The sequence below is a fragment of the Vibrio algivorus genome, assembly GCF_030161215.1.
GTDB classification, from domain to species: Bacteria; Pseudomonadota; Gammaproteobacteria; order Enterobacterales; family Vibrionaceae; genus Vibrio; species Vibrio algivorus.
Map to the genome: position 1 here is coordinate 458,787 of NZ_BSPV01000009.1, position 25,465 is coordinate 484,251.

A 25,465-nucleotide genomic window follows, 5' to 3' on the forward strand; every position below is an offset into this window, starting at 1 on the left:
TTATGAGCGAAGTTACATTACAAGCTAACGAAAAAGAAGAGGGTGCGAAAAGGCTCCTGATCACTTTTTCGGTAATGTTAGCAACTATTATGCAAGCCTTGGATACTACGATTGCGAACGTGGCATTGCCACACATGCAAGGCTCAATGGGCGCAACTCAAGATCAGATCTCGTGGGTCTTAACCTCTTATATTGTTGCTTCTGCCATTGCTATGCCTTTAACCGGTTTCGTGGCCGCTCGTATTGGCCGTAAGCGTTTATTCATCTATTCGGTAATTGGCTTTACTATCGCGTCGGCTTTATGTGGTGCGGCACAATCGCTTGATCAAATTATCTTATTCCGTTTATTACAAGGAATTTTTGGTGCAAGTTTAGTCCCACTGTCACAGTCAGTCCTGTTAGATTCTTACCCTAAAGAACAACATGGTTCTGCGATGGCTTTATGGGGTGTTGGCGTAATGGTTGGTCCGATCCTTGGACCGTCACTCGGTGGTTGGTTAACCGAGTATTATAACTGGCGTTGGGTATTTTATATTAACATCCCGTTTGGTGCCCTAGCTTGGTTTGGTATTGCGGCTTATGTAAAAGAAACGGCAATTGAAGCCGATAGAAAGTTTGATCTGTTTGGTTTCACGCTTATTGCTTTTGCTATTGGATCATTGCAGTTATTTCTTGACCGAGGTGAGTCGCAAAACTGGTATTCCAGTATGGAGATTGTGGTCGAATCTGCAGTTGCTGCATTGGCATTTTATATGTTTATCGTCCACATGTTTACTGCGAAAAAGCCGTTCCTCGATCCTGAAATGTTTGCCGATAGAAATTTCGTAGTCGGTATTACTATCGGCTTTATGATGGGCGTGGTGTTACTGGCCACTATGGCACTATTGCCGCCATTTATGCAGAGTCTGATGGGCTACCCGGTACTTGACGTTGGACTCCTACTGACACCGCGTGGTTTTGGTACTATGGCAGGAATGTTGATTGTTGGTCGTCTCGCCCGAAAAGTGGACCTTCGTTATTTGATGGTTACCGGTACATCTTTAATGATTTTTTCATTATGGGAAATGACGTTATTTAATGCTGAAGTGAGCTCTTGGGATATTATACGTACGGGTGTCGTACAAGGGCTTGGGTTAGGTTTAGTGTTCGTACCTTTATCAACAATGACCTTCTCGAGCTTACAGCCTAAGTACCGCACAGAAGGAACGGCACTATATAGTTTGATCCGTAATATAGGTAGTAGCATTGGGATTTCAGCAGTAACTACTTATTTGGCGCATCGAGTTCAATATAACCATGAAGTGTTTGCTCAATACATCACACCATTCAGCCATTCATTACACATGGCAGCAGAAAAAGGCATGTATGACATTACAACTCAAGCTGGTTTATATGCGATTGATGCTGAGGTTAATCGACAAGCTGCAATATTAGGCTACTTACAAGATTACCGCTTAATGATGTTTGTGTGTTTGATTATGCTACCGATGATTTTTTTGTTTAAGAAGAGCCGTTAGATTAAACAACCTTAGATAAAAAAAGGTCCGAATATGTGTAGCGAACATATTCAGACTGCTTTTTTATTAACTTACTTACCCGCAACACTTCTTAAACTTTTTACCACTGCCGCATAGACAAGGATCATTTCTGCCTATTTTAGTATTGGCAATAGTTTGCGTGAGGCGAGGATCAATTTTATCTTCTGGCATCACACCATCGATATAGCACCAATGGCCATCTTCTTTAACAAATCGTGATCGCTCATGTAGGCAATATTGTTTGCCGTCTTCTGAGAAGTAAGCTTTAAACTCTACGAAACCTTCGTTGTCAGAAGGGGCGGGTGTATCAAGTACTTCTAGTCGTACCCATTCACTTTTAATCGATTGAGCAATGGCTTCGGCTTCTTGCTCTGCTTGGCAAGATGAATGATAGGTTTGAATGACAAACTCTACATTATCGAGCACATGAGCGCAGTAACGGGCACGCATCAGTTGTTCCGGCAATTGAGCATTAAGGGGATTTTGGTGAATAGGTTGACAGCATTGGTCATAAGGTTGCTGGCTACAGCATGGGCAAAGCATAGTGTTCTCTTTACGGTTGATTAAGAAGCTTGCCTTCTAAGCGAAGGTGATGATATTCAGGGGTAACCCAATTGAGTGCATTATCATAGAACTGACGAGTTAGCTCAGGGGAAATGTGAAGTTTATCAGTAAACCACTGAATACTTGAATTATCTTTTTTCTCATAGGCAATTGCCAAGCCTAAAATATCACCGAGAATACCGGTCTGTTGCGATAGCGCATTAATTGCAGCTTTGTTCAGTGGTAAGGTTTCAACTAGGTGACAAAGTGGTTGTTGAAGGAGTTTATCAAGTTGTGAAAACATGCCAACAAAATAAGCGTGTTCGGCATTTATTTTGAATTGATCCAATGCCGCGACTTGTTCACAGAAGTGGGCTCGATGCATTGAACTGAGATAATAATCCGATGGTGTCCACTCATGGGCTGCGGTAAGCGATAATTCAATAAAGAATTTGATTTTATCAAGGCCGAGAATATTGAAAGCATCTTCAAATGAGGTAAAGGTTTTGGATGAATAGGCATTGATAAACCGCATCAGCTTATAGGACATCGTAATATCATAGCGAATTAATCTTTCGATTAACTGGTAATCAATTGGAGTCTGATTGATGGCAATTTTTAGTTGATCAACCGTGAACGAAGATGATTCAATTCTTCGATGTTTGATTATTTCAGGTTCATGCAATGCATAGCCTTGGAAAAAGTCGAACCCAACCTTTTCAGCTTCTTCTAGTTCTTGTCGGTTTTCAATTTTTTCAGCTAAATAATAAAGTTCATCAGTTTTATGAGCTTTAATGAATTTGACAATATCTGATGTGCTGACTTGTTTTATATCGAATTTTATCGTGTGGATATAAGGTAGGAAACGCTCCCAGCTAGGAGAGGGGATAAAGTCATCAAGTGCTATTTTATAACCTTGTTGATGCATGTCACGTATTGCTGAGAATAATTCGTCATTAGGTTGGCAGTCTTCAAGTATTTCGATCATCAATAAGTCTGCAGGAAAAAGTGTTGGAATTTTTTCTATTAAACTTTGATAGGGAAAATTGACGAAGTATAAAGTATTCTCATGCCCTTGAGCGTTAGTAAGAAAAAAATGTTCAATTAATAATCGACTGGTAGCCAACTGTGGGTCCACTGAAGGGAATTTATTTTTAAAGCCTTCACGGAATAATAACTCATAAGCAACAATTTGCTTATCGATATTTACAATAGGTTGGCGTGCAATAAAAGAATACATCCTTGAATCTCTTTGCTTAGTTAACCAGAGTGATTTCTTATTATTAGAATCTCGGGTTTATTATTAATTAACTTATTAAACAATATAGAAAAATAGAAAAGCTTTCTAGGCTTCCTGCTACAAAGTCACAAGTTTGTTAGTTGACTCATAAATTCACAACAAAAAACATACGCTCTCTAAGAGACTTGTTACCAGAGTCACCATCTTTGCGTTGCTAGGGCCTGTTGATCTTTCGTTAAGTCTCACTTACTTAGAATAACTAGGCTACAATCGACTTGCCTTGCCTAAAACGCTTTTATCTCGAACAAAATTTAACCACGAAAGATCAACAGCCCCTAGTATAAGGATAGGTGAAAAGTCTGTGAATGGCTTGAATTTCTCAAGGTTTTCCAGATGCCAAGGTTTTTATCCAAGAGAGCGTTGCTGTAATTCACAACCATTTTCATTACAGACTAAGATAGAACCTTGAGTGTACCAATCACCAAGTACGATTCTAGTGGCAGAACCTTGATTTGTTTGATGTTTATGAGTGTTAGGGCGGTGTGTATGACCATGGATCATATGAGTGACATGGTGAGATTCAAGTACATTGACGACCTCTTCAGGAGTCACATCCATGATTTCCATTTGCTTAAAGTGCTTTTGCTGTTTGATTTTATTTTGTACGTTGGAAACGATCTTTTTTCTTATAAACAATGGGATACAGTGAAATAGGCGTTGTAACCACTTCTGATGAACGGTTCTACGAAATTCTTGATATTTCTCATCTTTGGTACAAAGGGTGTCACCGTGCAAAATAACAGTCGGTGTACCATAAAGATCTATAACTGCAGTTTCTGGCAGTAATTGCATTCCAGTTTCTTTACAAAAACGCTGACCCAGTAAAAAATCACGATTGCCTTGTATGAAATAACAGGCAACACCACTTGCCGTTAGTGCCTTAAAGGCGTCTTTAATAGTGACATTAAAAGGTGAGTTATCATCATCACCGATCCAAAATTCAAATAAATCTCCGAGTACATACAGTTTTTTAGCCATCGGTGCTTCTTCTTGCATAAAACGAAGAAAACAAGCAGTGATATCTGGACGTAGGGGGGATAAATGAAGATCAGCAATAAATAAGGTGGTCATGAATTATCAAATTGTATGAGAAAAATAAAAGGGGACAGGGCCCCTACAAATTCGATGCTTTTATACTTTTCGTACTTGAAGCTGCAGTTTTGTTGACGGCGTTCACTCGCCCCAATTACTTAGGCAAGCTAAGCTCATGGGGTGTTACTTACTTGTCGCCTCACTGCAACTCCAATTACTTTGAGTATATTATGCTTCGATTGTTGTACCGGTAATTACAACATCTTCTAATGGTACGTCTTGGTGCATACCGTAAGAGCCAGTGCTTACTGTTTTGATTTTTTCTACTACGTCCATGCCTTCAACAACTTCCGCAAACACACAGTAACCCCAACCATTCATTGTTTCAGATTTAAAATCTAGGAAAGTATTGTCATTAACGTTGATGAAGAACTGAGAACTTGCTGAATGCGGTTCCATCGTACGGGCCATTGCTAATGTACCTACTTTGTTACTTAGGCCATTATTTGCTTCGTTCTTAATTGTTGCGCGAGTTGCTTTCTCTTTAAGACCAGAAGTCATACCGCCGCCTTGAATCATAAACCCATCGATAACACGGTGGAAAAGAGTGTTGTCGTAGAAGCCATCTTGGCAATACTGTAGGAAGTTAGCCGCTGTTTCAGGTGCTTTTTCTTCGTTAAGTTGAATTTTAATATCGCCGAAGTTGGTGTGAAGGATGATCATGGTTAGGTCCTTTATCATTGGATTTAATTGGTATTGCTACTTGAGAGGTAGATTTTATAGCAACTTATCTCTAAAGCAACTTTAAACGTTATTATACCCAATGATAGCCCATTAAAGTTAGGCTTAATGTCGACTTAATTAGCTGATTCGGTATAATCGAAAAATTATAATTTTCACCAGACGCAGAAAGAGATCATGTTAAAAATATATAACACCTTGACCCGCCAAAAAGAGGAATTTAAACCCATTCATGCTGGAAAAATTGGCATGTATGTTTGTGGTGTGACCATCTACGATCTCTGCCATATTGGCCATGGGCGTACTTTTGTGTCGTTTGATGTGGTGTCTCGCTACCTACGCTTTGTTGGTTATGATCTAACTTTTGTACGAAACATTACGGATATTGACGATAAGATCATTAAACGTGCGGCAGAAAATAATGAAAGCTGTGAATCATTAACGGAACGTTTAATTGAAGAAATGTACGCAGACTTCGATGCGCTCAATATTAAGCGCCCGGATGTAGAGCCTCGTGCTACTCATTATATTAAAGAAATCATTGAATTAGTTGAGCGTTTAATTGAGCGAGGATTTGCCTACGTTGCTGATAATGGTGATGTGATGTTTGAAGTGAAAAAATTCGAACAATACGGCAAGCTATCTGGTCAGGATCTAGAGCAATTACAAGCTGGTGCTCGTGTTGATGTTGAAAGCGCAAAACGTAGTCCTATGGATTTCGTGGTTTGGAAAATGTCGAAGCCAGGTGAGCCTACATGGGAATCACCTTGGGGGCCGGGTCGCCCAGGTTGGCATATTGAATGCTCGGCAATGAACTCTTCTATCTTAGGTCACCACTTTGACATTCATGGTGGTGGTTCAGACTTGCAATTCCCGCATCATGAAAATGAAATTGCACAATCTTGCTGTGCTCACGATACGTCATACGTAAACACTTGGATGCATAGTGGTATGGTGATGGTTGATCGTGAAAAAATGTCTAAATCTCTAGGCAACTTCTTTACGATTCGTGATGTGTTAAAGCACTACGATTCTGAAACCGTTCGTTATTTCTTGATGTCTGGCCACTATCGTAGCCAGTTAAATTATAGTGAAGAAAACTTAAACCAAGCTCGTGCTTCACTGGAACGTTTATACACTTCTTTACGTGGTTTGGATTTATCTGTTGCGCCTGCTGGTGGTGAAGAGTTCGTCGCTCGTTTTAGCGCAGCAATGAATGATGACTTCAATACGCCAGAAGCTTACTCTGTGCTATTTGATATGGCTCGTGAAGTAAACCGATTGAAAACTCTTGATATGGATAAGGCATCGGCACTTGGGGCTTTAATGCGTGAATTAGCTGATGTGATCGGTATTTTACACCAATCACCAGAAGCGTTCTTGCAAGGTGAAGCGGGTAGTGATGATGAAGTAGTTGAAATTGAAGGGTTAATTAAGCTACGTAATGATTCTCGTGCGGCAAAAGATTGGGCAAACGCTGATCTTGCTCGTGATAAGTTAAACGAGCTGGGTATTGAGCTGGAAGATGGCCCTGATGGTACTACTTGGCGTCGTAAGTAAGGCGTCGTAAATCTGAATAATAAATAGGGCTTGTGGTATGACTGACATACTGCAAGCCTTTTTCTCGAAATTCGAAACTGATAACTAGAAAGGCTTTTTCTTTTGGCACAGATGTATTTTTATTACTCAGCGATGAACGCGGGTAAATCAACAACACTGCTTCAATCTTCTTTTAACTACTGTGAACGTGGTATGAACCCAGTTATATTCACAGCTGAAATTGATAACCGTGATGGTGTTGGTAAAGTGAGTTCTCGTATTGGTTTGCAGTCAGATGCACATTTATACAATGACACTACAGATATGTTTAATGCGGTTAAAGCTTTATGTGAAAAGGAAAAAATTCACTGCATCATGATTGATGAATGCCAGTTCTTAAATAAAGAACAAGTGTATCAATTAACCGAAGTGGTCGATAAATTACACATACCTGTATTATGTTATGGCTTGCGTAGTGATTTCTTAGGTGAGTTATTTGAAGGTAGCCAATATTTACTTGCTTGGGCTGATAAACTGGTTGAGCTAAAAACCATTTGCCATTGTGGACGTAAAGCTAACATGGTCATTCGCATGGATGAGCAAGGTAGAGCGATTGCAGAAGGTGACCAAGTAGCGATTGGTGGTAATGACCGCTATGAGTCAGTATGTCGTCTTCATTATAAAGAAGCATTAGGTAAATAACCTCAGCTGCGGATAACTAGAAGTCACTCAATACAGAACTTTAGGCGTCTAACTTCGTTAAAATCAACGCAATAGACCAGCTATTGACTTGTGATTTTGCCTTGTTATCCATCCCAAATGGCAGCATTGATAAAAAGTCATTAATCCCAGATGCCTGACAGATGTTTTTATCATTTGCATATCAGTGGTTAGCTCCATTATTGTGACACTCTTATCCGAAGCTGAGGTTAAATCACCTCAATTGAGGTCAAGTGATCGCCGACGCTAGGGGATTACTTTATAAAGCGTAAAATTAGGGCCTATGACTCGCGCTGAGTTATAGGCCCTTTTGTTATCTTTTCACTGTAAAACTATTTTCTGTAAACCTAGCTTCTGAAAACTACAGCTTAGAACTGTGGTTTTGAGGCAAATTGTTTTGCAGCATAAGCAACACGCTCTTCCGGCTTAGGGTAATCCAATGGCGTGCCTAGGTTTTCGATATGTTGTAAACGAGGCAGTAAACCAGCGCCATTAGCAATTTGGATCGCAAGCCCAGGGCGAGCATTGAGCTCTAGTACCATTGGGCCTTCTTCTTTATCCAATACCATATCGGTACCCATATAACCTAACCCGGTCATTTCCCAAGCACTGGATGCTAATACCAAGAGTTTTTCCCAATTGGGTACGACTAAGCCACTAAGTGGTTTATCAGTATCTGGGTGATGGGTGATAGGGCGGTCAAACTGAACAGCACGTACTGCCCGGCCGGTTGCAATATCTAAGCCCACGCCAACCGCACCTTGGTGCAAGTTCGCTTTGCCATCCGATGCGGCAGTAGAACACCGCATCATTGCCATAACAGGGTAACCTTTAAACACGATAACACGGATATCTGGCACACCTTCATAGCTGTAGCCATCAAACGAAACATCATCGAATTTAATTAGATTCTCAACTACCGCAACATCATTTTTGCCACCGAGCGAGAACAGGCCTGCTAATGCATTACTAATATGGCGCTCAACATCTTGTTCGTTAATCGCTTGACCTGATGGTTTAATGTAAACCCCATCTTTATGCGAAATAATAACCAAAATGCCTTTACCACCAGAGCCACGAGCCGGTTTAATAACAAAACCCGGCCAGTCTTTTACCATGGCGTGGATACGCTTTACTTCAGCTTGCTGACCAATAACACCAATCAACTTAGGTACTGTTGCACCGTGCTCTTGAGCAATGATTTTAGTTTTTAGTTTGTCATCCACTAGTGGGTATTTAGAACGGTCGTTATAGCGCCCAATATAGGCGCCATTACGTTTGTTCATACCCATAATGCCTTTAGCGTGTAGCTTTTGAGGAGACGTAAACATTGAAAACATCGTTTAGTCCTCCGCTAATGGTTTAAATCTTTTCAGTTCTAGTAGGCGATATCCAGTGTAGTTACCTAGCGATAAGATGCACGCTAATACGATGAACTGAGTACCGATGAAGTTGAAAGTAATATGTTGAACATATGGGTTAGTCATCGCTAAGTAGATAAGCACAGCGGTGAGTAGTGAGCCACCACCTTGCATAAATACTTCTTTTGCGCCTTCTTCTTCCCATAGAATAGACATACGTTCAATTGTCCAAGATAGAATGATCATTGGGAAGAACGTAATGGTTAAGCCTTGTGTTAATCCAATATTAAACGACACGATGGTGAAGATAGAAATAATTAAGATTACGGTAATAATTACCGCCGATATTCGCGACACCAGCAGTAAGTTAAGTTTGGATAAATAACCCCTGATGATTAAGCCTGTACCTACAATCAGTAAGAAACCGATGATACCTGGTAGTAGCTGAGTCTGAACAAAGGCAACCGCAATCAGTACTGGCATGAAAGTACCAGATGTTTTTAAACCGATAAGAACACGTAAGAATACAACGATTAACGCACCGATAGGGATCAACATGATGGTTTTAAACATCGCTTGTTCTTCTAGCGGTAGGCTATGAATTGAGAAGTTCAGCAAGTTATCAGCAACCACTTTCTGCTTAGTTGCACTACTTGGTGAAACGTCTTGAGCCAGCATTGAGAAGAATACTTTACTGTTTTTACCACCGATAACATCTAGTAATGAAACGTTCGATTCATCCCAAATTAGCATGTTACCTTGTTTACCCTGTTCAGTGCTTTCAGGATTAAACAGTTGCCATACTTCACCATCCCACACTTCAATCATAGGAATGATAGATTGGCGACGACGACCATCTTCTAATTCAATAACACCAACAGTTTTACTGTAGATTTCAGATGAAGATAAGATTTGACCAATTGCTTCAACTTTACTGAAGTCATCTAGAAGTAGGGAAGCATTTTGGTTGTCAGGATCGTTGAATTGTTTGATTAACTCACGAGCAAATGTTGTGTTATCTGCAGAACGTTCAGAAGCTTGGGTCGTAATTGCATCAACCGCTGCTTGTTGTGGACCAGTAAAAGTAGGTGCCACTAAGTCAGTTTCTACTGGTGGTAAAATTTCTGCTTGTGATTGAGGATCCACTAAGAACTGAGTTTTGTAATAAATGGTTTGTGGACCTTTTGCATCACGTACCGACCATTCAGCTCGACGGCCAGTATCAGTATTAATATAAGATAAACCATAGCCAGGTGATGAAGCACTTTCATCAATTAAGGTAAACCCATCTTGAGTATGTGGCGCAGCTAAAGAAACTTTAGCAGGGCCTCCTGAGGCGGTAAATTCTACGCGAGCTTCAATATCCCATATTTGTCGAGATTCACCTGGTCCCCAAGGAACACCATAGTCTTGATGACGCATGACGCTCAAAGTGAGCCCGGTGATAACAAGTATGGCAATGAGAAAATAAAATGGCACTCTAGACGTCATAACTTTTCCTTAACCAGTCTAAATTAATTGTTATTAAAATTATTTTTGTATACCCAAGCAACCTAAATCTTGAGGTCACTTAGATATTTGTGTTGGTGCTTTAGATTCAATAAACTCTCGGCTTACATCGACATAAGCAACATCTTGAATAAATTCACGGCCCAATAAAATAGGATAATCCATTTGAGAGCGATCAGCTAAAGTGAACTGAGCTTTTTCATGTACGCTGCCAATTTTTATCCAAAGTTCAACAACAGGTCTTCGTTCTAAAGAATTAGTACTCGATTGTCGAATTTTAACATGGCGAACGATGGGTGCTTCTACCCATTTACGATCTTCAGGCGCAGTTTCATCGGATACATGGAATTTAACCCATTTTTTTCCATTACGCTCAAATTCTTGTAAATCAACGGCATTAATTGAAGACGTTGTGGCTCCGGTATCGACTCTCGCGATAAAAGCACTTTTAACGATATCTATATCAATACTTTCTAATGACCCCAAGGTCACCATGCCAGGACGAGTTTGTGGTTCAAGGTTGGTCACGACAATATTTGAAGTTGCCGATGGTGAAGATGTCGTGGTTTGGGCTTTACGTGCTGTGGTAATAAAGCGTTGTTGATTGTGTTTTAAAACTTCAACTTCATTATTCAAATTAATGACTTCTGACTCTAAGCTCGCAATATAGTCAGTCTGTCTATCAAGGTTTGAGTCGAGCTCTTCAATTCTATTGGAAAGCTTTTCTTCGCTTTGATTAATGGCTGCAATGGTTTGCTCAGAATAATGTTCTCCGGTCATGTATGCACAACCTGAAAGTGAACCTAGGGCAAAAACTGCAAGACCTAATGATTTTTTGAGCATATTAAACCGTTATCATCCATGTTAAGTATTTGTTGTGCAAAGTTTAGCGTATCTCGATCCGACCGTGAAGCGCTTTCATCTCATGTAAGAAGATACTTTGCTTATTTAATGAACCATCTTTACTTTTTGTGATGAGCTAGCTTTTCATTACGGATTTTTGGCGATCAAAATAGCACGGCGAGGGGCTGGGTAGCCTTCAACCGTTTTACTTGGATCATTTTGATCAAGATAATCCGGTAATGAATTGTGAGTCATCCAATTGGTACTTCTTTGTTCTTCGGTAGACGTGATGTTTTCATCGACAATTTTCACATCAATAAAACCGCATTTTTCTAACCATACCTTCAATGCCTTGGCTGAAGGGAAAAAGTAAACATTACGCATTTGCGCGTAGCGATCTGCTGGTACTAATACTGCATTCTCATCGCCTTCAATCACTAAAGTTTCAAGCACTAGCTCACCACCAGACACTAATTGGTTTTTTAGTTGAAGTAGATGATCAAGCGGTGAGCGACGGTGATAAAGCACACCCATGCTAAAGACAGTATCAAAGGCTTTTAGTTCAGGTAGCTGTTCTATTCCGAGGGGGAGTAAGTGTGCGCGTTGATCGCCGCCCATTAACTTACGGATCGCTTCAAATTGAATTAAGAATAAATGAGATGGATCGATACCGACACATAAGCGAGCACCGGCACCAAGCATGCGCCACATGTGGTAACCATTTCCACAACCAACATCTAGAACTGAACGATGCCTTAAATCGGAGATGTGAGGTAGAACTCGATCCCATTTCCAATCTGACCGCCATTCGGTTTCAATATCCAAACCATGAACATGATAAGGCCCTTTTCGCCAAGGGTGGAAGGTGCGTAATAAGCTCTCAAGTTTTTTTTGTTCACCTAATGCAAAAGGTTGGTTGTTGGTAATACTAACTTGAGAAGTAATATCGATATTATCTGGTTTGATATCTGTTATTTTGTTGAGTGCTTTTATCCAGCGTTCAAAGTCGCCATGCTCAGCATTCTGCCAATCAGTCAGTTGTTGAGGTAGGGTATTCAACCAAGGTTGCAGACGGACATCTTGAGCAATCAGTTGATAAAAATTGGCAAAATTAAACATAACACTCTTTCTATTTTAAATACGGATATCGGGTATAGCTGAATCTTAAGGGTAAAAACCAGTTATTTAATGGCAAACATTGAACCAAAATTAAAGCATTGAAACCATACTTCGTAGCTGCTAAAGCCAATTTTTTCAAATCGTTGCTTGTGGCTTTCAATCGAGTCTGGTCGCATCACATTCTCTATCGCACTACGTTTTTGGCTAATTTCTAATTCACTGTAACCATTGGCACGTTTAAAGTCATGATGTAAATCGATCAATAATTCGTGTGCAGCTTGGTTTTCGAAAATGTACTTTTCAGATAAAATTAAAATGCCGCCCGGACGCAGCCCAGCATAGATCTTTTCGAGTAAAGAATAGCGGTCTTCTGGCGATAAAAATTGCAACGTAAAGTTCAGAACGACGACAGAGGCATTTTCAATTTTAATGTCTCGTATATCCGCTTCAACGACATTGACCGGGGTGTCTGAACGATAAGCATTGATGTGTAGTTTACAGCGTTCAATCATGGCTGGAGAATTATCTACTGCAATGATTTGGCAGTTTTCTTGCTCAATATGGCGACGCATTGATAACGTCGCCGCACCTAAAGAACAGCCTAGGTCATACACATTCGAACTTGGTTTGGCAAAGCGCTCTGCTAGCATGCCAATCGCTGAGATAATATTGCTGTAACCCGGAACCGATCGCTGGATCATATCTGGAAAAACTTCTGCCACTCTTTCATCAAATGTAAAGTCGCCCATTTTGTCTATTGGGGCTGAAAAAATCACATCACGTTGGCTCATGACAACTCACTTGAAATTAGTTTACTAGCCGAACATTGCTAATTGGCTAGGTGAAGATATGTTCTTATTTTAAGGGAAGTTGGCATATATCGCTATTGAGTTTGCAGGTTATTTGATTTTATTTCAGTTTACTGACGTAACCGAGCGATTTTTAACCGCATTCGGCTTTTTTATTGTGCGTAGGCTAGTGATTTAATAATTTTTCTTTTAGTTGGCTTGGTCATTGAGTTGGATAACTTATGAGCGGTTAACACACCTTTCACTCCTTTACTCGCGAAAAGCCAATAAATTGTGCTTCCGGTGGTCGATTTTTATCTGTTTTCCAAGTATAAATAGGAAAAGTTTTTTATACGGTGTTTTTGAGCGCTCTGCTCCACCGAAAATCATTCATTATTTAAATAAGAGATTGGGAAATTCATTATGCGCACCCAGTATTGTGGTCACCTGAACAAGTCCCTAGCAGGACAAACTGTAGAACTTTGCGGATGGGTTAATCGTCGCCGTGATCTAGGCGGTCTAATTTTTATTGATATGCGTGACCGTGAAGGAATTGTTCAAGTTGTTATCGACCCAGATATGACTGAAATTTTTGCAGAAGCAAACCAACTGCGTAATGAATTCTGTATCAAATTAACCGGTGAAGTACGTGCTCGTCCTGATAGCCAAATTAATAAAGATATGGCAACAGGTGAAGTTGAAGTGTATGCAACTGGCCTTGAAATCATCAACCGTTCTGAAGCACTACCTTTAGATTTCAACCAAACGAACTCGGAAGAGCAACGTTTAAAATATCGTTATATTGACCTACGTCGTCCTGAAATGAGCGATCGTATTAAACTACGTGCTAAAGCTTCAAGTTTTGTTCGTCGCTTCTTGGATGATAACGGTTTCTTAGATATTGAAACCCCTGTACTGACGAAAGCAACGCCAGAAGGTGCACGTGACTACCTAGTACCAAGCCGTGTCCATAAAGGGAGTTTCTACGCACTTCCACAATCACCTCAGTTGTTTAAACAATTGTTAATGATGTCGGGTTTTGACCGTTACTACCAAATCGTAAAATGTTTCCGTGATGAAGATTTACGTGCTGACCGTCAGCCTGAATTTACTCAAATTGATATCGAAACCTCGTTTATGACCGCTGACCAAGTTCGTGGCGTAACTGAGGCTATGGTTCGTGATATGTGGCAAGAGCTACTTAATGTTGACTTGGGTGATTTCCCAGTAATGCCATTTTCTGAAGCTATACGTCGTTTTGGTTCTGATAAGCCAGATCTTCGTAACCCACTTGAGCTAGTGGATGTGGCTGACTTAGTAAAAGATGTGGAATTCAAAGTGTTCTCTGGTCCTGCAAATGACGAAAAAGGACGTGTTTCAGTCATTCGTGTTCCTGGTGGCGCAGCATTATCTCGTAAGCAAATTGATGAGTACGGTAGTTTCGTAGGCATCTATGGCGCGAAAGGTCTTGCTTGGATGAAAGTGAATGATCTTGAAGCCGGTGTTGAAGGTATTCAATCTCCAGTTGCTAAGTTCTTAAATGAAGAAGTGATCAACGGTATTCTTGAGCGCACTGGTGCTCAAACGGGTGATATCATTTTATTCGGTGCAGATAAAGCCAACGTGGTATCTGAAGCAATGGGTGCTCTACGTATCAAGCTTGGTCTAGATCTTGAGCTTACTGATCTGCAAGCATGGAAACCACTTTGGGTCGTTGATTTCCCAATGTTTGAAGAAGATGATGAAGGTAACCTGCATGCTATGCATCACCCATTCACTTCTCCATTAGGCGTAACAGCAGAAGAACTAACAGCGAATCCAGCAGCCGCGAACTCGAACGCTTACGATATGGTATTAAATGGTTATGAAGTGGGCGGCGGTTCAGTTCGTATTCACAATGCGGAAATGCAATCAACAGTATTTGATATTTTAGGCATTGATGAAACCGAACAACGTTTGAAGTTTGGTTTCTTACTGGATGCTCTAAAATACGGTACACCACCTCATGCAGGTTTAGCGTTCGGTCTTGACCGTCTCGTTATGCTACTTTGTGGTACTGATAATATTCGTGATGTGATTGCTTTCCCTAAAACTACGGCAGCGGCTTGTCCTTTAACTAACGCTCCGAGTTTAGCAAATCCAGCAGCACTCGAAGAATTATCGATTGCGGTGACGGCAGCGAAAGAAAAAGAATAATCGAATAAGTCATATTGAGCGATCAATAACGCGAATAAAGCACCCACACTTGCTGATGTGGGTGTTTTTGTTTTTATCGCTGGTTATACTTTCAATACTTACGAATATAAATAAAGAGACAGTATGTCCATCATACTTGGAATTGATCCCGGTTCACGTATTACAGGCTATGGCGTTATTCGCCAAGAAGGGCGGCATTTGCACTATTTAGGCAGTGGTTGTATCCGCATGTCAGAAGAGGCTTTACCTAAGCGTTTGAAGCAAATATATGCTGGGGTATCAGAAATTATTACCCAATTTCAACCAGATGTCTTCGCGATAGAGCAAGTCTTCATGGCAAAAAATGCTGACTCTGCGTTGAAGTTAGGCCAAGCGCGTGGCAGTGCAATCGTGGCTGCAGTGAACGCTGATTTACCAGTTTATGAGTATGCAGCAAGGTTGATCAAACAAGCAGTGACAGGAACGGGTGGCGCAGATAAATCCCAGGTTCAGCATATGGTAAAAAGTATGCTTAAATTGCCAGCAAAACCTCAAGCGGATGCAGCGGATGCACTGGGTGTGGCAATTTGTCATGCTAATACTAATAAAACGCTTATTGCATTAGCAGGTAAAGCGAGTGGTGCGAAACGCGGCCGTTATCGTTAATAAAGATATAATACTGGATGTTTATCCAGTTAATTATTATGATATCTAAATTGAATAAAAATCTTGATAAGCTTGCCTTTACTCGTTGAGCTTAATGAAACAAAAATAAGGAACATAAAGTGATTGGTCGCTTACGTGGAATACTAATTGAAAAACAACCACCAGAAGTTTTAATTGAAGTCTCTGGGATCGGCTATGAAGTGCAAATGCCAATGAGTTGTTTTTATGAATTACCGAATGTAAACGAAGAAGCGATTATCTATACTCACTTTGTCGTTCGTGAAGACGCTCAATTGCTCTATGGGTTTAATACCGTTAAAGAGCGTGCGCTATTCCGTGAAGTTATTAAAGCGAATGGTGTTGGCCCTAAACTAGGTCTCGCTATTCTATCTGGTATGACAGCGTCGCAGTTTGTCACTTGTGTTGAACATGAAGATGTCAGTACTTTAGTGAAATTACCGGGAGTCGGTAAAAAAACCGCAGAACGCCTTGTGGTGGAAATGAAAGATCGCCTGAAAGGCTGGGTGACGCACGATTTATTTACTCCTGCTACCGATGCCGCGGCAATGGATTCAATTGCAGATTCACGTACCACTCACAATGCACAAGATGAAGCGGTTAGCGCACTAATTTCACTTGGCTATAAACCACCAATGGCTTCAAAAGTGGTTTCTCAAGTGGCTGGAGCTGATATGACGAGCGAAATGATCATTCGCGAAGCTTTAAAATCAATGGTATAGGCTGCTAGCCTGAGGTTAATTTAATGATAGAAGCGGATCGCTTAATTGCAGCAGATAGCCCGGTTTTCAAAGATGAAGATATCATCGACCGCGCGATTCGACCAAAACGCTTAGAAGATTATCAAGGGCAAGATCACGTCCGCGACCAAATGGAAATCTTTATTAAAGCGGCTCAATTACGTCATGAGCCACTTGACCATCTATTGGTTTTTGGTCCTCCAGGTCTAGGTAAAACGACGCTAGCAAATATAGTTGCCAATGAAATGGAAGTGAATATTCGTACTACCTCTGGACCTGTCTTAGAAAAAGCTGGCGACCTTGCGGCATTGCTGACCAACCTAGAAGAAAACGATATCTTATTTATTGATGAGATCCACCGTTTAAGCCCAGTGGTTGAAGAAATCTTATATCCAGCAATGGAAGATTATCAACTGGACATTATGATCGGTGAAGGCCCTGCTGCTCGCTCAATTAAAATCGATCTACCGCCCTTTACTTTAATTGGTGCGACAACGCGTGCCGGTTCGTTAACGTCACCTCTGCGTGATCGCTTCGGTATTGTACAGCGTTTAGAGTATTACAAAGTGAAAGACTTACAACATATTGTAAAACGCAGTGCTGATTGTCTAGGTTTATCGATGGAAGAAGAAGGCGCGTTAGAAGTGGCCAAGCGTTCTCGTGGCACACCTCGTATTGCAAATCGATTATTACGTCGCGTACGAGATTATGCCGAAGTAAAAGGTAATGGTCATATTTGCCTTGATACGGCAGACAAAGCGTTGAATATGCTAGATGTCGATAATCAGGGATTTGATTACATGGATAGAAAGCTTTTATTGGCCATTATGGAAAAGTTCTCCGGTGGCCCTGTTGGTTTAGATAACCTAGCTGCCGCAATCGGTGAAGAGAAAGATACTATTGAAGATGTGATAGAACCTTATCTGATTCAGCAGGGTTATTTACAAAGAACGCCAAGAGGGCGGATTGCTAGTGATAGAGCCTATCTGCATTTTGGCTTAGATAGACCGGCTTAAGAACAATTTGACTGAATAACGTACAAAAGGGTAACGAGGTGTTTGTTACCCTTTTTTAATACTTGCATGCCAAGCTGACTGCTCTAAAATCCACGAGATTAACGTGTTACAAGAATTCCTACATTAAAAAGACATAGAAAACACATAATATACCCAAGTGATTTGCAAGTTCCAGAATTCACTTGGGTATATTCTGTATTTTGTTCAAAAATAGTTTAGAAACCTTTTGAAACATCTGTGCTTAATGCGTAATATTAGCGACAACTATATTAGATAGTGCTTAACAAAATAATAACCATTTAGGCACATTTTTGTAACAAACCAAAGTGGTTTTGTTGAGTGTGTTTACTTTAACCATCCTAATCGTTGTATGAAGCTTGTTTCAGGCTCGGATAGCGACATAAAAAGGAGTTACCATGATTGATGTTGTTGATCTATCGCGATTGCAATTTGCAATGACAGCGATGTATCACTTCCTATTTGTTCCTTTGACTCTTGGTATGGCATTTTTACTTGCCATCATGGAGTCAGTTTATGTAATGACAGGAAAGCAAATCTACAAGGACATGACTAAGTTCTGGGGTAAGCTTTTCGGTATTAACTTTGCTCTAGGTGTTGCCACAGGCTTAACCATGGAGTTTCAGTTCGGTACTAACTGGTCATACTATTCACATTATGTAGGTGATATTTTTGGTGCGCCTTTAGCTATCGAAGCATTGATTGCATTCTTTTTAGAATCAACAATGGTTGGCTTGTTCTTCTTCGGTTGGGATCGTTTATCAAAACGCCAACACTTAGCAGTAACATGGCTAGTGGCGATTGGCTCTAACTTCTCTGCACTTTGGATCTTGATTGCTAATGGCTGGATGCAAAACCCAGTTGGTTCAGAGTTCAACTACGAAACAATGCGTATGGAAATGGTGAGCTTCTCTGAAGTGATCTTTAACCCTGTTGCGCAAGTTAAGTTCGTTCATACCGTTTCGTCTGGTTACACTTGTGGTGCGATGTTCATCTTGGGTATTAGTGCATACTACTTACTTAAAGGTCGTGATATTGCATTTGCTCGTCGTTCTTTTGCTATCGCCGCTTCTTTTGGTATGGCTGCGATTTTATCAACACTCGTACTAGGTGATGACTCTGGTTACGAGCTTGGTGACGTACAACAAGCAAAATTAGCAGCAATTGAAGCAGAGTGGCACACAGAGCCAGCTCCTGCAGCATTTACTGCATTTGCTCTACCAAACCAAGATGAGATGAAGAATGACTATGCGATTCAAATCCCATACGCATTGGGTATTATCGCAACTCGTTCTTTAGATAAAGAAGTGAAGGGTATTTCTGACCTTGAAGTAGAACATGAAGCTCGTATCCGTAATGGTATGATTGCTTATGATTTACTTGAGAAATTGCGCGCTGGTGATAAATCAGATGCAAACGTTGCAGCATTTGATGAAGTGAAAGGCGATTTGGGTTACGGCTTATTGCTTAAGCGTTACACCGATGATGTCTCTCAAGCATCAGAAGAGCAAATCCAAAAAGCGGTAAAAGATTCAATTCCGCAAGTTTGGCCACTATTCTGGTCATTCCGTATCATGGTTGCCGCTGGTGTCATTATGTTAGGTGTGTTTGCTTTTGCCTTTATCCAAACATGTCGTCAACGTATCGAGAAAAATCGTTTCTTACTTAAAGCTGCGCTGTTCAGCATTCCACTACCATGGATTGCGATTGAAGCTGGTTGGTTTGTTGCGGAATATGGTCGTCAGCCATGGGCAGTTGGTGAAATTCTACCAACAAATGTTGCAGCATCTGCATTATCGCGCGGCGAAATATTAACCTCAATTTTTGCAATCATTGCGTTCTATACTTGTCTGTTAATCGCAGAAGTATACTTGATGGTTAAATTTGCACGTAAAGGTCCTAGTAGCTTAAAGACAGGACGTTATCACTTTGAGCAAAACGATACCTCTTTAGAAGGTAAAGTTTCTCGTGAAGTTGAAGCATAAGCAGGGGATAATTCATGTTTGATTACGAAGCATTACGATTTATTTGGTGGGTACTGATCGGCGTATTATTCGTCGGTTTCGCTATCGCCGATGGTTTTGATATGGGTGTCGGTGCATTAGTACCTATCATCGGCAAAACTGACACTCAGCGTCGTGTGATGATTAACTCCATCGCACCACACTGGGATGGTAACCAAGTTTGGTTGATCACTGCGGGTGGCGCATTATTTGCGGCATGGCCTATGGTTTACGCAACATCATTCTCAGGTTTTTACCTAGCGATGATCGTAACATTGGCAGCACTTTGGTTACGTCCTGTAGCTCTAGATTACCGTTCAAAAATTGAAACAACAAAATGGCGTAACAATTGGGACATCTGTATCTCAATCAGTGGTTTCGTTCCACCGCTTATCTTTGGTGTAGCATTTGGTAACTTATTGCAAGGTGTGCCATTTGAACTGAATGAGTTCATGATGTCTCAGTATCACGGTAACTTCTTTGGTCTACTAAACCCGTTTGGACTTTTATGTGGTCTAGTTAGTGTATCTATGTTTGTTCTTCAAGGTTCAACATGGCTACAAATGAAAACATCTGGTGATGTTTACAACCGTGCACGTACTGTTTCGACTATTACAGGTTTATTAGTTGCAGTGTTATTTGTTGTAGCTGGTTTCTGGGTTCAAAACATTGACGGTTATGTTCTGAAAAGTGTGATAGACCATAACGGACCTTCAAACCCACTTCTAAAAGAAGTTGCGCGTGAACCAGGTGCGTGGATGACTAACTTTGCGACTTACCCGCTAATGTGGATTGCTCCAGTACTTGGTGTTGTCATGGCATTACTTGCAGTGGTGGCAACCAAAGCACAAAAGGGCGCTTTAGCATTCCTTGCTTCAAGCTTAACTTGTGCTGGTGTGATCTTAACTTCTGGCTTTGCAATGTTCCCATTCGTAATGCCATCTAGCTTAGATCCAAACGTAAGTTTCACATTATGGGATTCAACATCGAGCTTGTTAACCCTAGAAATTATGACAGGTGTTGCTTTTGTTATGGTTCCTGTGATTCTTAGTTATACGGCATGGACTTACTACAAGATGTTTGGTCGTCTTGATGATAAGTACATTGAAGATAATAAAAACTCACTTTACTAAGGAGCAATCATTATGTGGTACTTTGCTTGGATTCTAGGCGTATTACTTGCCTGTGCATTCGGTATTATCAATGCTCTTTGGTTAGAGCATTCAGAAATGATGGATGAGGATCGTGAATAATATTAGTCAAAAAATGACTGATATACACGCACCAATGGATAGGGCTCTTTTAAGAGCCCTGTTTTTTATCGTGACTGTGTTTCATATCAGTATGTTCATGTGGGAACCAAGAGCCTATGCTGAACAAATCGGTGGTTTTCACTCTTTGTTAACAGTTTTGTTTATTTGGTCTTTATGTAGTTCGTTAATCTATTGCGTCGGTTTCAAACCGATTTTATGGGTGTGGCAAATACTGTTTAGTCCGTATTTTTCAGGTTCAATTCTTGTCTACTTTACGGCGCTTTATTTTCTATAAAGTTACCCTTATTTTCACATGGTTAACCTTTGTTAAAAATAGCGATTTAACAAAGAGAACAATTGAAATTAATATTTTAAGTCACCATTATTCACTTTAGTTATGGTGGCTTTTTTGTGTTTAAAAAATAGGCACATTTAAATAGGTAGAGTATGAGAAAACACCAATTAATACATATTTAAACAAAAAAAAGTTAGAAGGTTATTATTCAACGCATTAAGTTGCTGTATAGTGATTTGAGTACTTTTTTAATCAAAGCAACCGTTTTGGATAAAACCAGCCTTAAATAGGTAACAACGTGACAGAACAAACAAAAATGACATTCAAATGGCCTATCACCATTTACTATGAAGATACTGATGCGGGTGGTGTGGTATACCATTCAAATTATTTGAAATTTTTTGAACGTGCTCGTACTGAATTACTGCGCGCTCAAGGTATTTCACAAAATACATTACTTGAACAAGAAATTGGTTTTGTTGTGAAACATATGGACATTGATTATATCCAAGGTGGGAAACTTGATGAGCATCTTGAGGTCTTAACATCAATTGTCAATTTAAAAAGAGCTTCTATCTCATTCTGTCAGGAGTTAGTCAATCTTGAAGGCAGAATCTTGTGTAAAGCAACGGTTAAGGTAGCCTGTGTCAACATTAAACAGATGAAACCTCAAGCCATCCCAAGCACTATTATGTCGGAGTTTGCCCGTGTCAGCTGATATTTCAATTTTTGACCTTTTTTTACAAGCCAGCCTACTGGTTAAGATTGTGATGCTAATTTTACTTGGAATGTCAGTATTATCTTGGGCTGTCATTATAAAAAGAAGTAAAATCCTTAATAAAGCGGCTAAAAATGCAGCGTCATTTGAAGAGAAGTTTTGGTCAGGTGTCGATTTATCGCAGCTATACCACGAAGTGAAAGCACGAAAGAATAACCTTCTTGGTTCTGAACAAATCTTCTATGCTGGCTTTACTGAGTTTGCCCGTTTGCGACGTACTAATGGCGCATCTGCTGAATACGTAATGGAAGGGGCTGGCCGTTCTATGCGTGTGACGCTTTCTAAAGAAATGGATGAGCTTGAAAACCAGTTACCATTTCTTGCAACTGTTGGCTCAATCAGCCCGTACATCGGCTTGTTCGGTACAGTATGGGGCATCATGACAGCTTTTATTGCACTAGGTGAAGTTAAACAGGCGACATTGGCAATGGTTGCACCAGGTATTGCTGAAGCGTTAGTGGCGACCGCAATGGGCTTATTTGCTGCTATTCCAGCGGTAATGGCATTTAACCGTCTAAGTAACCAAGTTACTAAGCTAGAGCATAATTACGCAACGTTTGCCGAAGAATTTCACAGCATTTTGCATCGCCAAGTAATGGCGGAGCATAAGGACTAAATTATGGCGGGTTATGTTCGTAAAAAACGCCAATTAAAAGCTGAGATTAACGTTGTTCCTTATATCGACGTTATGCTGGTATTGCTGATTATTTTTATGGTGACTTCACCTTTTGTTACCCAAGGGGTAGAAGTGGAGTTACCTAAGACAGAAACAGCAAAACCAGCGTCTGATATAGCAGGAGACTCAGATGCAAGCTTCATCATTGTTGAAATTGATAAACAAGGCAACTTGGGTGTCAGTGTGAATGATGAAGACATGGAACGTGGTTTATCGATGAATGAAGTGATCACCCGAGTTAAAGCTGAACGTTCGCTTTCTCCTGACTCACCGGTTGCCGTTGGGGGGGATCAACAAACCGCTTATGCTGATGTGGTACTGGTACTTGATCAATTAAATAAAGCGGGCATCGGAAAAGTAGGTTTACTAACAGATATTAAAGAGAATCGCTAATTTGTTAATGCTTAATAAAGAATACAAATCGGCTATATTGATCTCGGTTGTACTGCATATTATTTTGTTTGTACTGCTCTTAGGGGGATCATGGTTTTCTGATGACGATAAAAAGCCAAAGCATCAAATGGTTGAAGCCGTCGTTATTGATCCTAAAGCAATTGAAAAGCAAGCGAAAAGTATTCGAGACCAACGTGATGCAGCTAAGAAAGCGGAACAACAACGGGTTGAAAAGCTTCGCCAGCAAGCAGAATTACTAGAACAAAATCGTAAGAAAGAAGAAGAAAGGCTGCGTAGGCTTCAAGAACAAAAAGTACAGCAAGAAAAGCAAGCTCGGGAAGCTGAAAAGCAGAAACAGCTAGCGGAAAAACAAAAGAAAGAAGAACAGGAAAAAGCTCGAATAGAGAAACAACGAGCGGAAAAAGCAGAAGCAGAACGTAAAGCAAAGGCAGCGGCAGTAGCCAAAGCAGCAGCAGAGAAAAAAGCGGCTGAACAAGCGAAAGCTGCAGCAGAAGCAAAAGCCGCTGCGGAAGCTAAGGCTAAAGCTGATGCAAAAGCTAAAGCGGAAGCAGAAAAGCGCGCGAAAGAAAAAGCACAACAAGAAGCGGCAGAAAAAGCTCGCTTAGCAAGAGAGAAAGAAGCGCAAGAAGCCGCACTCAATGATATTTTCTCTGGCTTAGAAGCAGAAAGTGCACAAATATCATCGGCGCGACAAAAATATGTTGCTTCAGAGTTGGATCGCTATGGCGCGATCTACAAGCAAATGATTCAGGAAAAATTACTGACGGAAGACTCTTTTAGAGGTAAGTCATGTAAAATTAACATCCGTTTAGTACAAACAGGTAGCGATGCTATTGTCAGTAAAGTGACACCTATTGATGGTGAGTCGGCTGTATGTTCAGCGGCAAAACGGGCAATAGCACAAGTGGGCAATTTCCCAATGCCGAAAGAACAAGATGTCGCCAATCAATTGAAGAACATCAATTTGGTTGTTGATCTGTAAATAAGGAATATTCAGTGATTAAACGATTTTTATTAGGGTTATTTTGTATCACCATGGCCGTGAGCCAAACGGCCAATGCAGCATTGGAGCTGGTGATCACCGAAGGGACCAACTCCGCTCGTCCTATTGGCGTCGTGCCATTTAAGTGGGAAGGCTCGGGTCAACTACCACAAGATGTGTCGGCGGTTATCGCATCGGATCTACAACGCAGTGGTAAGTTTAATCCGGTGGCAACCTCTAAAATGCCACAAACGCCATACAATGATTCTGATATTGATTTCTCAGCGTGGAATAACCTAGGTGTTGACTCATTAGTGACAGGTAGTATTACGCCAGCAGAAGATGGTCAATATGTGATTGAATACCAACTGTCTGATATTGTGCGCGGCCAATTAACTAATGGACAAAATAAAGCGCTAAATGATAAAGGCCAGTTAGTCTTATCGAAAGATTACCTATTATTTAGCAAGCGCGCAGTGGTGCCGGCTAAACGTCTGCGTGAATACGCACACCGTATTTCAGATCTAGTTTATGAAGAGCTAACTGGAGAAAAAGGGGCATTTCTAACTCGTATCGCTTATGTTGTGGTCAATAACAGTAGCAACTACCCATACGAATTAAGAATTGCGGACTATGATGGTTATAACGAGCGTTTAGTGCTTCGTTCTAAGCAACCATTGATGTCTCCGGCTTGGTCGCCAGATTCTCGTAAACTTGCATATGTCAGCTTCCAAACAGGTCGTGCACAGCTTTATATGATGGATATCTATACTGGGAAAACCGAAGTATTAACTGCTTTCCCACGTCATAATGGTGCACCAGAGTTTTCACCAGATGGTAAAAAACTGGCATTGGTTTTATCTAAAACTGGTACGCTACAGGTGTATATCTTAGATTTGGAAACACGTAAGTTAACTCAAGTAACCAACGACCGTGCTAACAATACCGAACCATTCTGGATGCCAGATGGTAAATCACTTATTTTTACATCGGATAGAGGTGGCTTGCCACAAATCTATAAGGTGGACTTGTCTAATAAATCCACTACTCGATTAACATGGCAAGGCAGTCAAAATCTTGGTGGGCAAGTAACTCCTGATGGTCGATTCTTAATTATGGTGAATCGTGGCCAAGGTGGATTTAACATTGCAAAACAAGATTTAGAAACAGGGGCAGTTCAGGTGTTAACAAAAACACAGCTGGATGAGTCTCCAAGTATTGCACCAAATGGTAGTATGGTGATATATAGCTCTATGTATAATAGACAAAATGTTCTATCAATGGTTTCTCTTGATGGTCGTTTTAAAGCTAGACTACCGGCAACCAATGGACGAGTGAAAGCTCCCGCTTGGTCACCATTTTTATAAAATTAAAGATAGTTTGACAATATAAGGAAGA

Annotated in this window: 25 protein-coding genes; 16 read left to right on the plus strand and 9 right to left on the minus strand. The window is 40.6% G+C overall.

Annotation, left to right across the window (positions count from 1 at the left end; all coding sequences use genetic code 11):
- Positions 1–2 precede the first annotated feature (2 nt).
- Positions 3–1,517 carry a DHA2 family efflux MFS transporter permease subunit gene (locus tag QQJ93_RS14450; RefSeq protein WP_089123145.1) on the plus strand — a complete coding sequence of 505 codons (1,515 nt, stop codon included), beginning with the start codon at positions 3–5 and terminating at the stop codon, positions 1,515–1,517.
- Positions 1,518–1,592: 75 nt separating this feature from the next.
- Here QQJ93_RS14450 and QQJ93_RS14455 read toward each other — a convergent pair whose 3' ends face one another.
- From QQJ93_RS14455 to QQJ93_RS14470, 4 genes are all read right to left on the minus strand, one after another.
- A complete protein-coding gene (locus QQJ93_RS14455) occupies positions 1,593–2,081 on the minus strand; it encodes a YchJ family metal-binding protein (RefSeq protein WP_089123144.1) in 489 nt (162 codons plus the stop codon).
- A 10-nt stretch (positions 2,082–2,091) separates the two neighbouring features.
- Positions 2,092–3,321, minus strand: a complete 1,230-nt coding sequence (locus QQJ93_RS14460) for an EAL and HDOD domain-containing protein (protein WP_089123143.1) — start codon at positions 3,319–3,321, stop codon at positions 2,092–2,094.
- A 405-nt stretch (positions 3,322–3,726) separates the two neighbouring features.
- On the minus strand, positions 3,727–4,452 hold the full coding sequence (gene lpxH / locus QQJ93_RS14465) for a UDP-2,3-diacylglucosamine diphosphatase (protein WP_089123142.1): 726 nt from the start codon (positions 4,450–4,452) through the stop codon (positions 3,727–3,729).
- A gap of 189 nt (positions 4,453–4,641) precedes the next feature.
- Entirely contained in the window at positions 4,642–5,136 is a 495-nt protein-coding gene (locus QQJ93_RS14470) for a peptidylprolyl isomerase (protein WP_089123141.1), read from the minus strand.
- Positions 5,137–5,331: 195 nt separating this feature from the next.
- Between QQJ93_RS14470 and cysS the strand changes: the two genes are divergently transcribed.
- Complete coding sequence (gene cysS, locus QQJ93_RS14475; RefSeq protein ID WP_089123140.1) at positions 5,332–6,714, plus strand: cysteine--tRNA ligase; 1,383 nt, start codon at positions 5,332–5,334, stop codon at positions 6,712–6,714.
- 102 nt (positions 6,715–6,816) lie between these two features.
- The gene (locus QQJ93_RS14480) at positions 6,817–7,395 is read left to right on the plus strand and encodes a thymidine kinase (RefSeq protein ID WP_089123139.1); all 579 of its coding nucleotides are present in this window, start codon (positions 6,817–6,819) and stop codon (positions 7,393–7,395) included.
- A 386-nt stretch (positions 7,396–7,781) separates the two neighbouring features.
- On the opposite strand, the gene QQJ93_RS14485 is transcribed toward QQJ93_RS14480, so the two are convergent.
- From QQJ93_RS14485 to cmoA, 5 genes are all read right to left on the minus strand, one after another.
- Entirely contained in the window at positions 7,782–8,753 is a 972-nt protein-coding gene (locus QQJ93_RS14485) for an alpha-L-glutamate ligase-like protein (protein ID WP_089123138.1), read from the minus strand.
- Between the two features lie 3 nt (positions 8,754–8,756).
- A complete protein-coding gene (locus QQJ93_RS14490) occupies positions 8,757–10,265 on the minus strand; it encodes an inactive transglutaminase family protein (RefSeq protein ID WP_089123137.1) in 1,509 nt (502 codons plus the stop codon).
- A gap of 75 nt (positions 10,266–10,340) precedes the next feature.
- On the minus strand, positions 10,341–11,126 hold the full coding sequence (locus tag QQJ93_RS14495) for an ATP-dependent zinc protease family protein (RefSeq protein ID WP_089123136.1): 786 nt from the start codon (positions 11,124–11,126) through the stop codon (positions 10,341–10,343).
- A gap of 147 nt (positions 11,127–11,273) precedes the next feature.
- A complete protein-coding gene (gene cmoB / locus QQJ93_RS14500; protein ID WP_089123135.1) occupies positions 11,274–12,245 on the minus strand; it encodes a tRNA 5-methoxyuridine(34)/uridine 5-oxyacetic acid(34) synthase CmoB in 972 nt (323 codons plus the stop codon).
- Between the two features lie 62 nt (positions 12,246–12,307).
- Complete coding sequence (gene cmoA, locus QQJ93_RS14505; RefSeq protein ID WP_089123134.1) at positions 12,308–13,036, minus strand: carboxy-S-adenosyl-L-methionine synthase CmoA; 729 nt, start codon at positions 13,034–13,036, stop codon at positions 12,308–12,310.
- A gap of 420 nt (positions 13,037–13,456) precedes the next feature.
- On the opposite strand from cmoA, the gene aspS reads away from it, so the two are divergent.
- The 13 genes from aspS to tolB all read left to right on the plus strand — a co-directional run bounded on the left by aspS (position 13,457) and on the right by tolB (position 25,434).
- A complete protein-coding gene (gene aspS / locus QQJ93_RS14510; protein ID WP_089123133.1) occupies positions 13,457–15,229 on the plus strand; it encodes an aspartate--tRNA ligase in 1,773 nt (590 codons plus the stop codon).
- A 123-nt stretch (positions 15,230–15,352) separates the two neighbouring features.
- On the plus strand, positions 15,353–15,874 hold the full coding sequence (gene ruvC, locus QQJ93_RS14515) for a crossover junction endodeoxyribonuclease RuvC (RefSeq protein ID WP_089123132.1): 522 nt from the start codon (positions 15,353–15,355) through the stop codon (positions 15,872–15,874).
- 119 nt (positions 15,875–15,993) lie between these two features.
- Positions 15,994–16,614 carry a Holliday junction branch migration protein RuvA gene (gene ruvA, locus QQJ93_RS14520; protein ID WP_089123131.1) on the plus strand — a complete coding sequence of 207 codons (621 nt, stop codon included), beginning with the start codon at positions 15,994–15,996 and terminating at the stop codon, positions 16,612–16,614.
- A gap of 23 nt (positions 16,615–16,637) precedes the next feature.
- Entirely contained in the window at positions 16,638–17,648 is a 1,011-nt protein-coding gene (ruvB, locus tag QQJ93_RS14525) for a Holliday junction branch migration DNA helicase RuvB (RefSeq protein ID WP_089123130.1), read from the plus strand.
- Between the two features lie 416 nt (positions 17,649–18,064).
- Positions 18,065–19,651 (plus strand): cytochrome ubiquinol oxidase subunit I, encoded by a 1,587-nt coding sequence (gene cydA, locus QQJ93_RS14530; RefSeq protein ID WP_089123129.1) that lies wholly within the window; start codon positions 18,065–18,067, stop codon positions 19,649–19,651.
- A 14-nt stretch (positions 19,652–19,665) separates the two neighbouring features.
- Positions 19,666–20,802: a cytochrome d ubiquinol oxidase subunit II gene (cydB, locus tag QQJ93_RS14535; RefSeq protein ID WP_089123128.1), complete on the plus strand. Its 1,137-nt coding sequence runs from the start codon at positions 19,666–19,668 to the stop codon at positions 20,800–20,802.
- 12 nt (positions 20,803–20,814) lie between these two features.
- Positions 20,815–20,922 carry a cytochrome bd-I oxidase subunit CydX gene (gene cydX, locus QQJ93_RS14540; RefSeq protein ID WP_027697179.1) on the plus strand — a complete coding sequence of 36 codons (108 nt, stop codon included), beginning with the start codon at positions 20,815–20,817 and terminating at the stop codon, positions 20,920–20,922.
- Positions 20,915–21,217: a cyd operon protein YbgE gene (gene ybgE / locus QQJ93_RS14545; RefSeq protein WP_089123127.1), complete on the plus strand. Its 303-nt coding sequence runs from the start codon at positions 20,915–20,917 to the stop codon at positions 21,215–21,217. The genes cydX and ybgE overlap by 8 nt, the downstream gene beginning before the upstream one ends.
- A 316-nt stretch (positions 21,218–21,533) precedes the next feature.
- The gene (gene ybgC, locus QQJ93_RS14550; RefSeq protein WP_089123601.1) at positions 21,534–21,935 is read left to right on the plus strand and encodes a tol-pal system-associated acyl-CoA thioesterase; all 402 of its coding nucleotides are present in this window, start codon (positions 21,534–21,536) and stop codon (positions 21,933–21,935) included.
- Entirely contained in the window at positions 21,925–22,611 is a 687-nt protein-coding gene (gene tolQ / locus QQJ93_RS14555; protein WP_089123126.1) for a protein TolQ, read from the plus strand. Before ybgC ends, tolQ begins: the two co-directional genes overlap by 11 nt.
- A 3-nt stretch (positions 22,612–22,614) precedes the next feature.
- A complete protein-coding gene (gene tolR / locus QQJ93_RS14560) occupies positions 22,615–23,064 on the plus strand; it encodes a protein TolR (protein ID WP_089123125.1) in 450 nt (149 codons plus the stop codon).
- Between the two features lie 7 nt (positions 23,065–23,071).
- Positions 23,072–24,067, plus strand: a complete 996-nt coding sequence (gene tolA / locus QQJ93_RS14565) for a cell envelope integrity protein TolA (protein WP_089123600.1) — start codon at positions 23,072–23,074, stop codon at positions 24,065–24,067.
- A 53-nt stretch (positions 24,068–24,120) separates the two neighbouring features.
- A complete protein-coding gene (tolB, locus tag QQJ93_RS14570; protein ID WP_222104085.1) occupies positions 24,121–25,434 on the plus strand; it encodes a Tol-Pal system beta propeller repeat protein TolB in 1,314 nt (437 codons plus the stop codon).
- Positions 25,435–25,465: the final 31 nt, after the last annotated feature.

Excerpts from the sequence above, each read along its gene's own strand:
- QQJ93_RS14450 (WP_089123145.1), top strand. The coding sequence starts at position 3 with ATGAGCGAAGTTACATTACAAGCTAACGAAAAAGAAGAGGGTGCGAAA.
- QQJ93_RS14455 (WP_089123144.1), bottom strand. The coding sequence starts at position 2,081 with ATGCTTTGCCCATGCTGTAGCCAGCAACCTTATGACCAATGCTGTCAA.
- QQJ93_RS14460 (WP_089123143.1), bottom strand. The coding sequence starts at position 3,321 with ATGTATTCTTTTATTGCACGCCAACCTATTGTAAATATCGATAAGCAA.
- lpxH (WP_089123142.1), bottom strand. The coding sequence starts at position 4,452 with ATGACCACCTTATTTATTGCTGATCTTCATTTATCCCCCCTACGTCCA.
- QQJ93_RS14470 (WP_089123141.1), bottom strand. The coding sequence starts at position 5,136 with ATGATCATCCTTCACACCAACTTCGGCGATATTAAAATTCAACTTAAC.
- cysS (WP_089123140.1), top strand. The coding sequence starts at position 5,332 with ATGTTAAAAATATATAACACCTTGACCCGCCAAAAAGAGGAATTTAAA.
- QQJ93_RS14485 (WP_089123138.1), bottom strand. The coding sequence starts at position 8,753 with ATGTTTTCAATGTTTACGTCTCCTCAAAAGCTACACGCTAAAGGCATT.
- QQJ93_RS14490 (WP_089123137.1), bottom strand. The coding sequence starts at position 10,265 with ATGACGTCTAGAGTGCCATTTTATTTTCTCATTGCCATACTTGTTATC.
- QQJ93_RS14495 (WP_089123136.1), bottom strand. The coding sequence starts at position 11,126 with ATGCTCAAAAAATCATTAGGTCTTGCAGTTTTTGCCCTAGGTTCACTT.
- cmoB (WP_089123135.1), bottom strand. The coding sequence starts at position 12,245 with ATGTTTAATTTTGCCAATTTTTATCAACTGATTGCTCAAGATGTCCGT.
- cmoA (WP_089123134.1), bottom strand. The coding sequence starts at position 13,036 with ATGAGCCAACGTGATGTGATTTTTTCAGCCCCAATAGACAAAATGGGC.
- aspS (WP_089123133.1), top strand. The coding sequence starts at position 13,457 with ATGCGCACCCAGTATTGTGGTCACCTGAACAAGTCCCTAGCAGGACAA.
- ruvC (WP_089123132.1), top strand. The coding sequence starts at position 15,353 with ATGTCCATCATACTTGGAATTGATCCCGGTTCACGTATTACAGGCTAT.
- ruvB (WP_089123130.1), top strand. The coding sequence starts at position 16,638 with ATGATAGAAGCGGATCGCTTAATTGCAGCAGATAGCCCGGTTTTCAAA.
- cydA (WP_089123129.1), top strand. The coding sequence starts at position 18,065 with ATGATTGATGTTGTTGATCTATCGCGATTGCAATTTGCAATGACAGCG.
- cydB (WP_089123128.1), top strand. The coding sequence starts at position 19,666 with ATGTTTGATTACGAAGCATTACGATTTATTTGGTGGGTACTGATCGGC.
- cydX (WP_027697179.1), top strand. The coding sequence starts at position 20,815 with ATGTGGTACTTTGCTTGGATTCTAGGCGTATTACTTGCCTGTGCATTC.
- ybgC (WP_089123601.1), top strand. The coding sequence starts at position 21,534 with ATGACATTCAAATGGCCTATCACCATTTACTATGAAGATACTGATGCG.
- tolR (WP_089123125.1), top strand. The coding sequence starts at position 22,615 with ATGGCGGGTTATGTTCGTAAAAAACGCCAATTAAAAGCTGAGATTAAC.
- tolA (WP_089123600.1), top strand. The coding sequence starts at position 23,072 with ATGCTTAATAAAGAATACAAATCGGCTATATTGATCTCGGTTGTACTG.
- tolB (WP_222104085.1), top strand. The coding sequence starts at position 24,121 with ATGGCCGTGAGCCAAACGGCCAATGCAGCATTGGAGCTGGTGATCACC.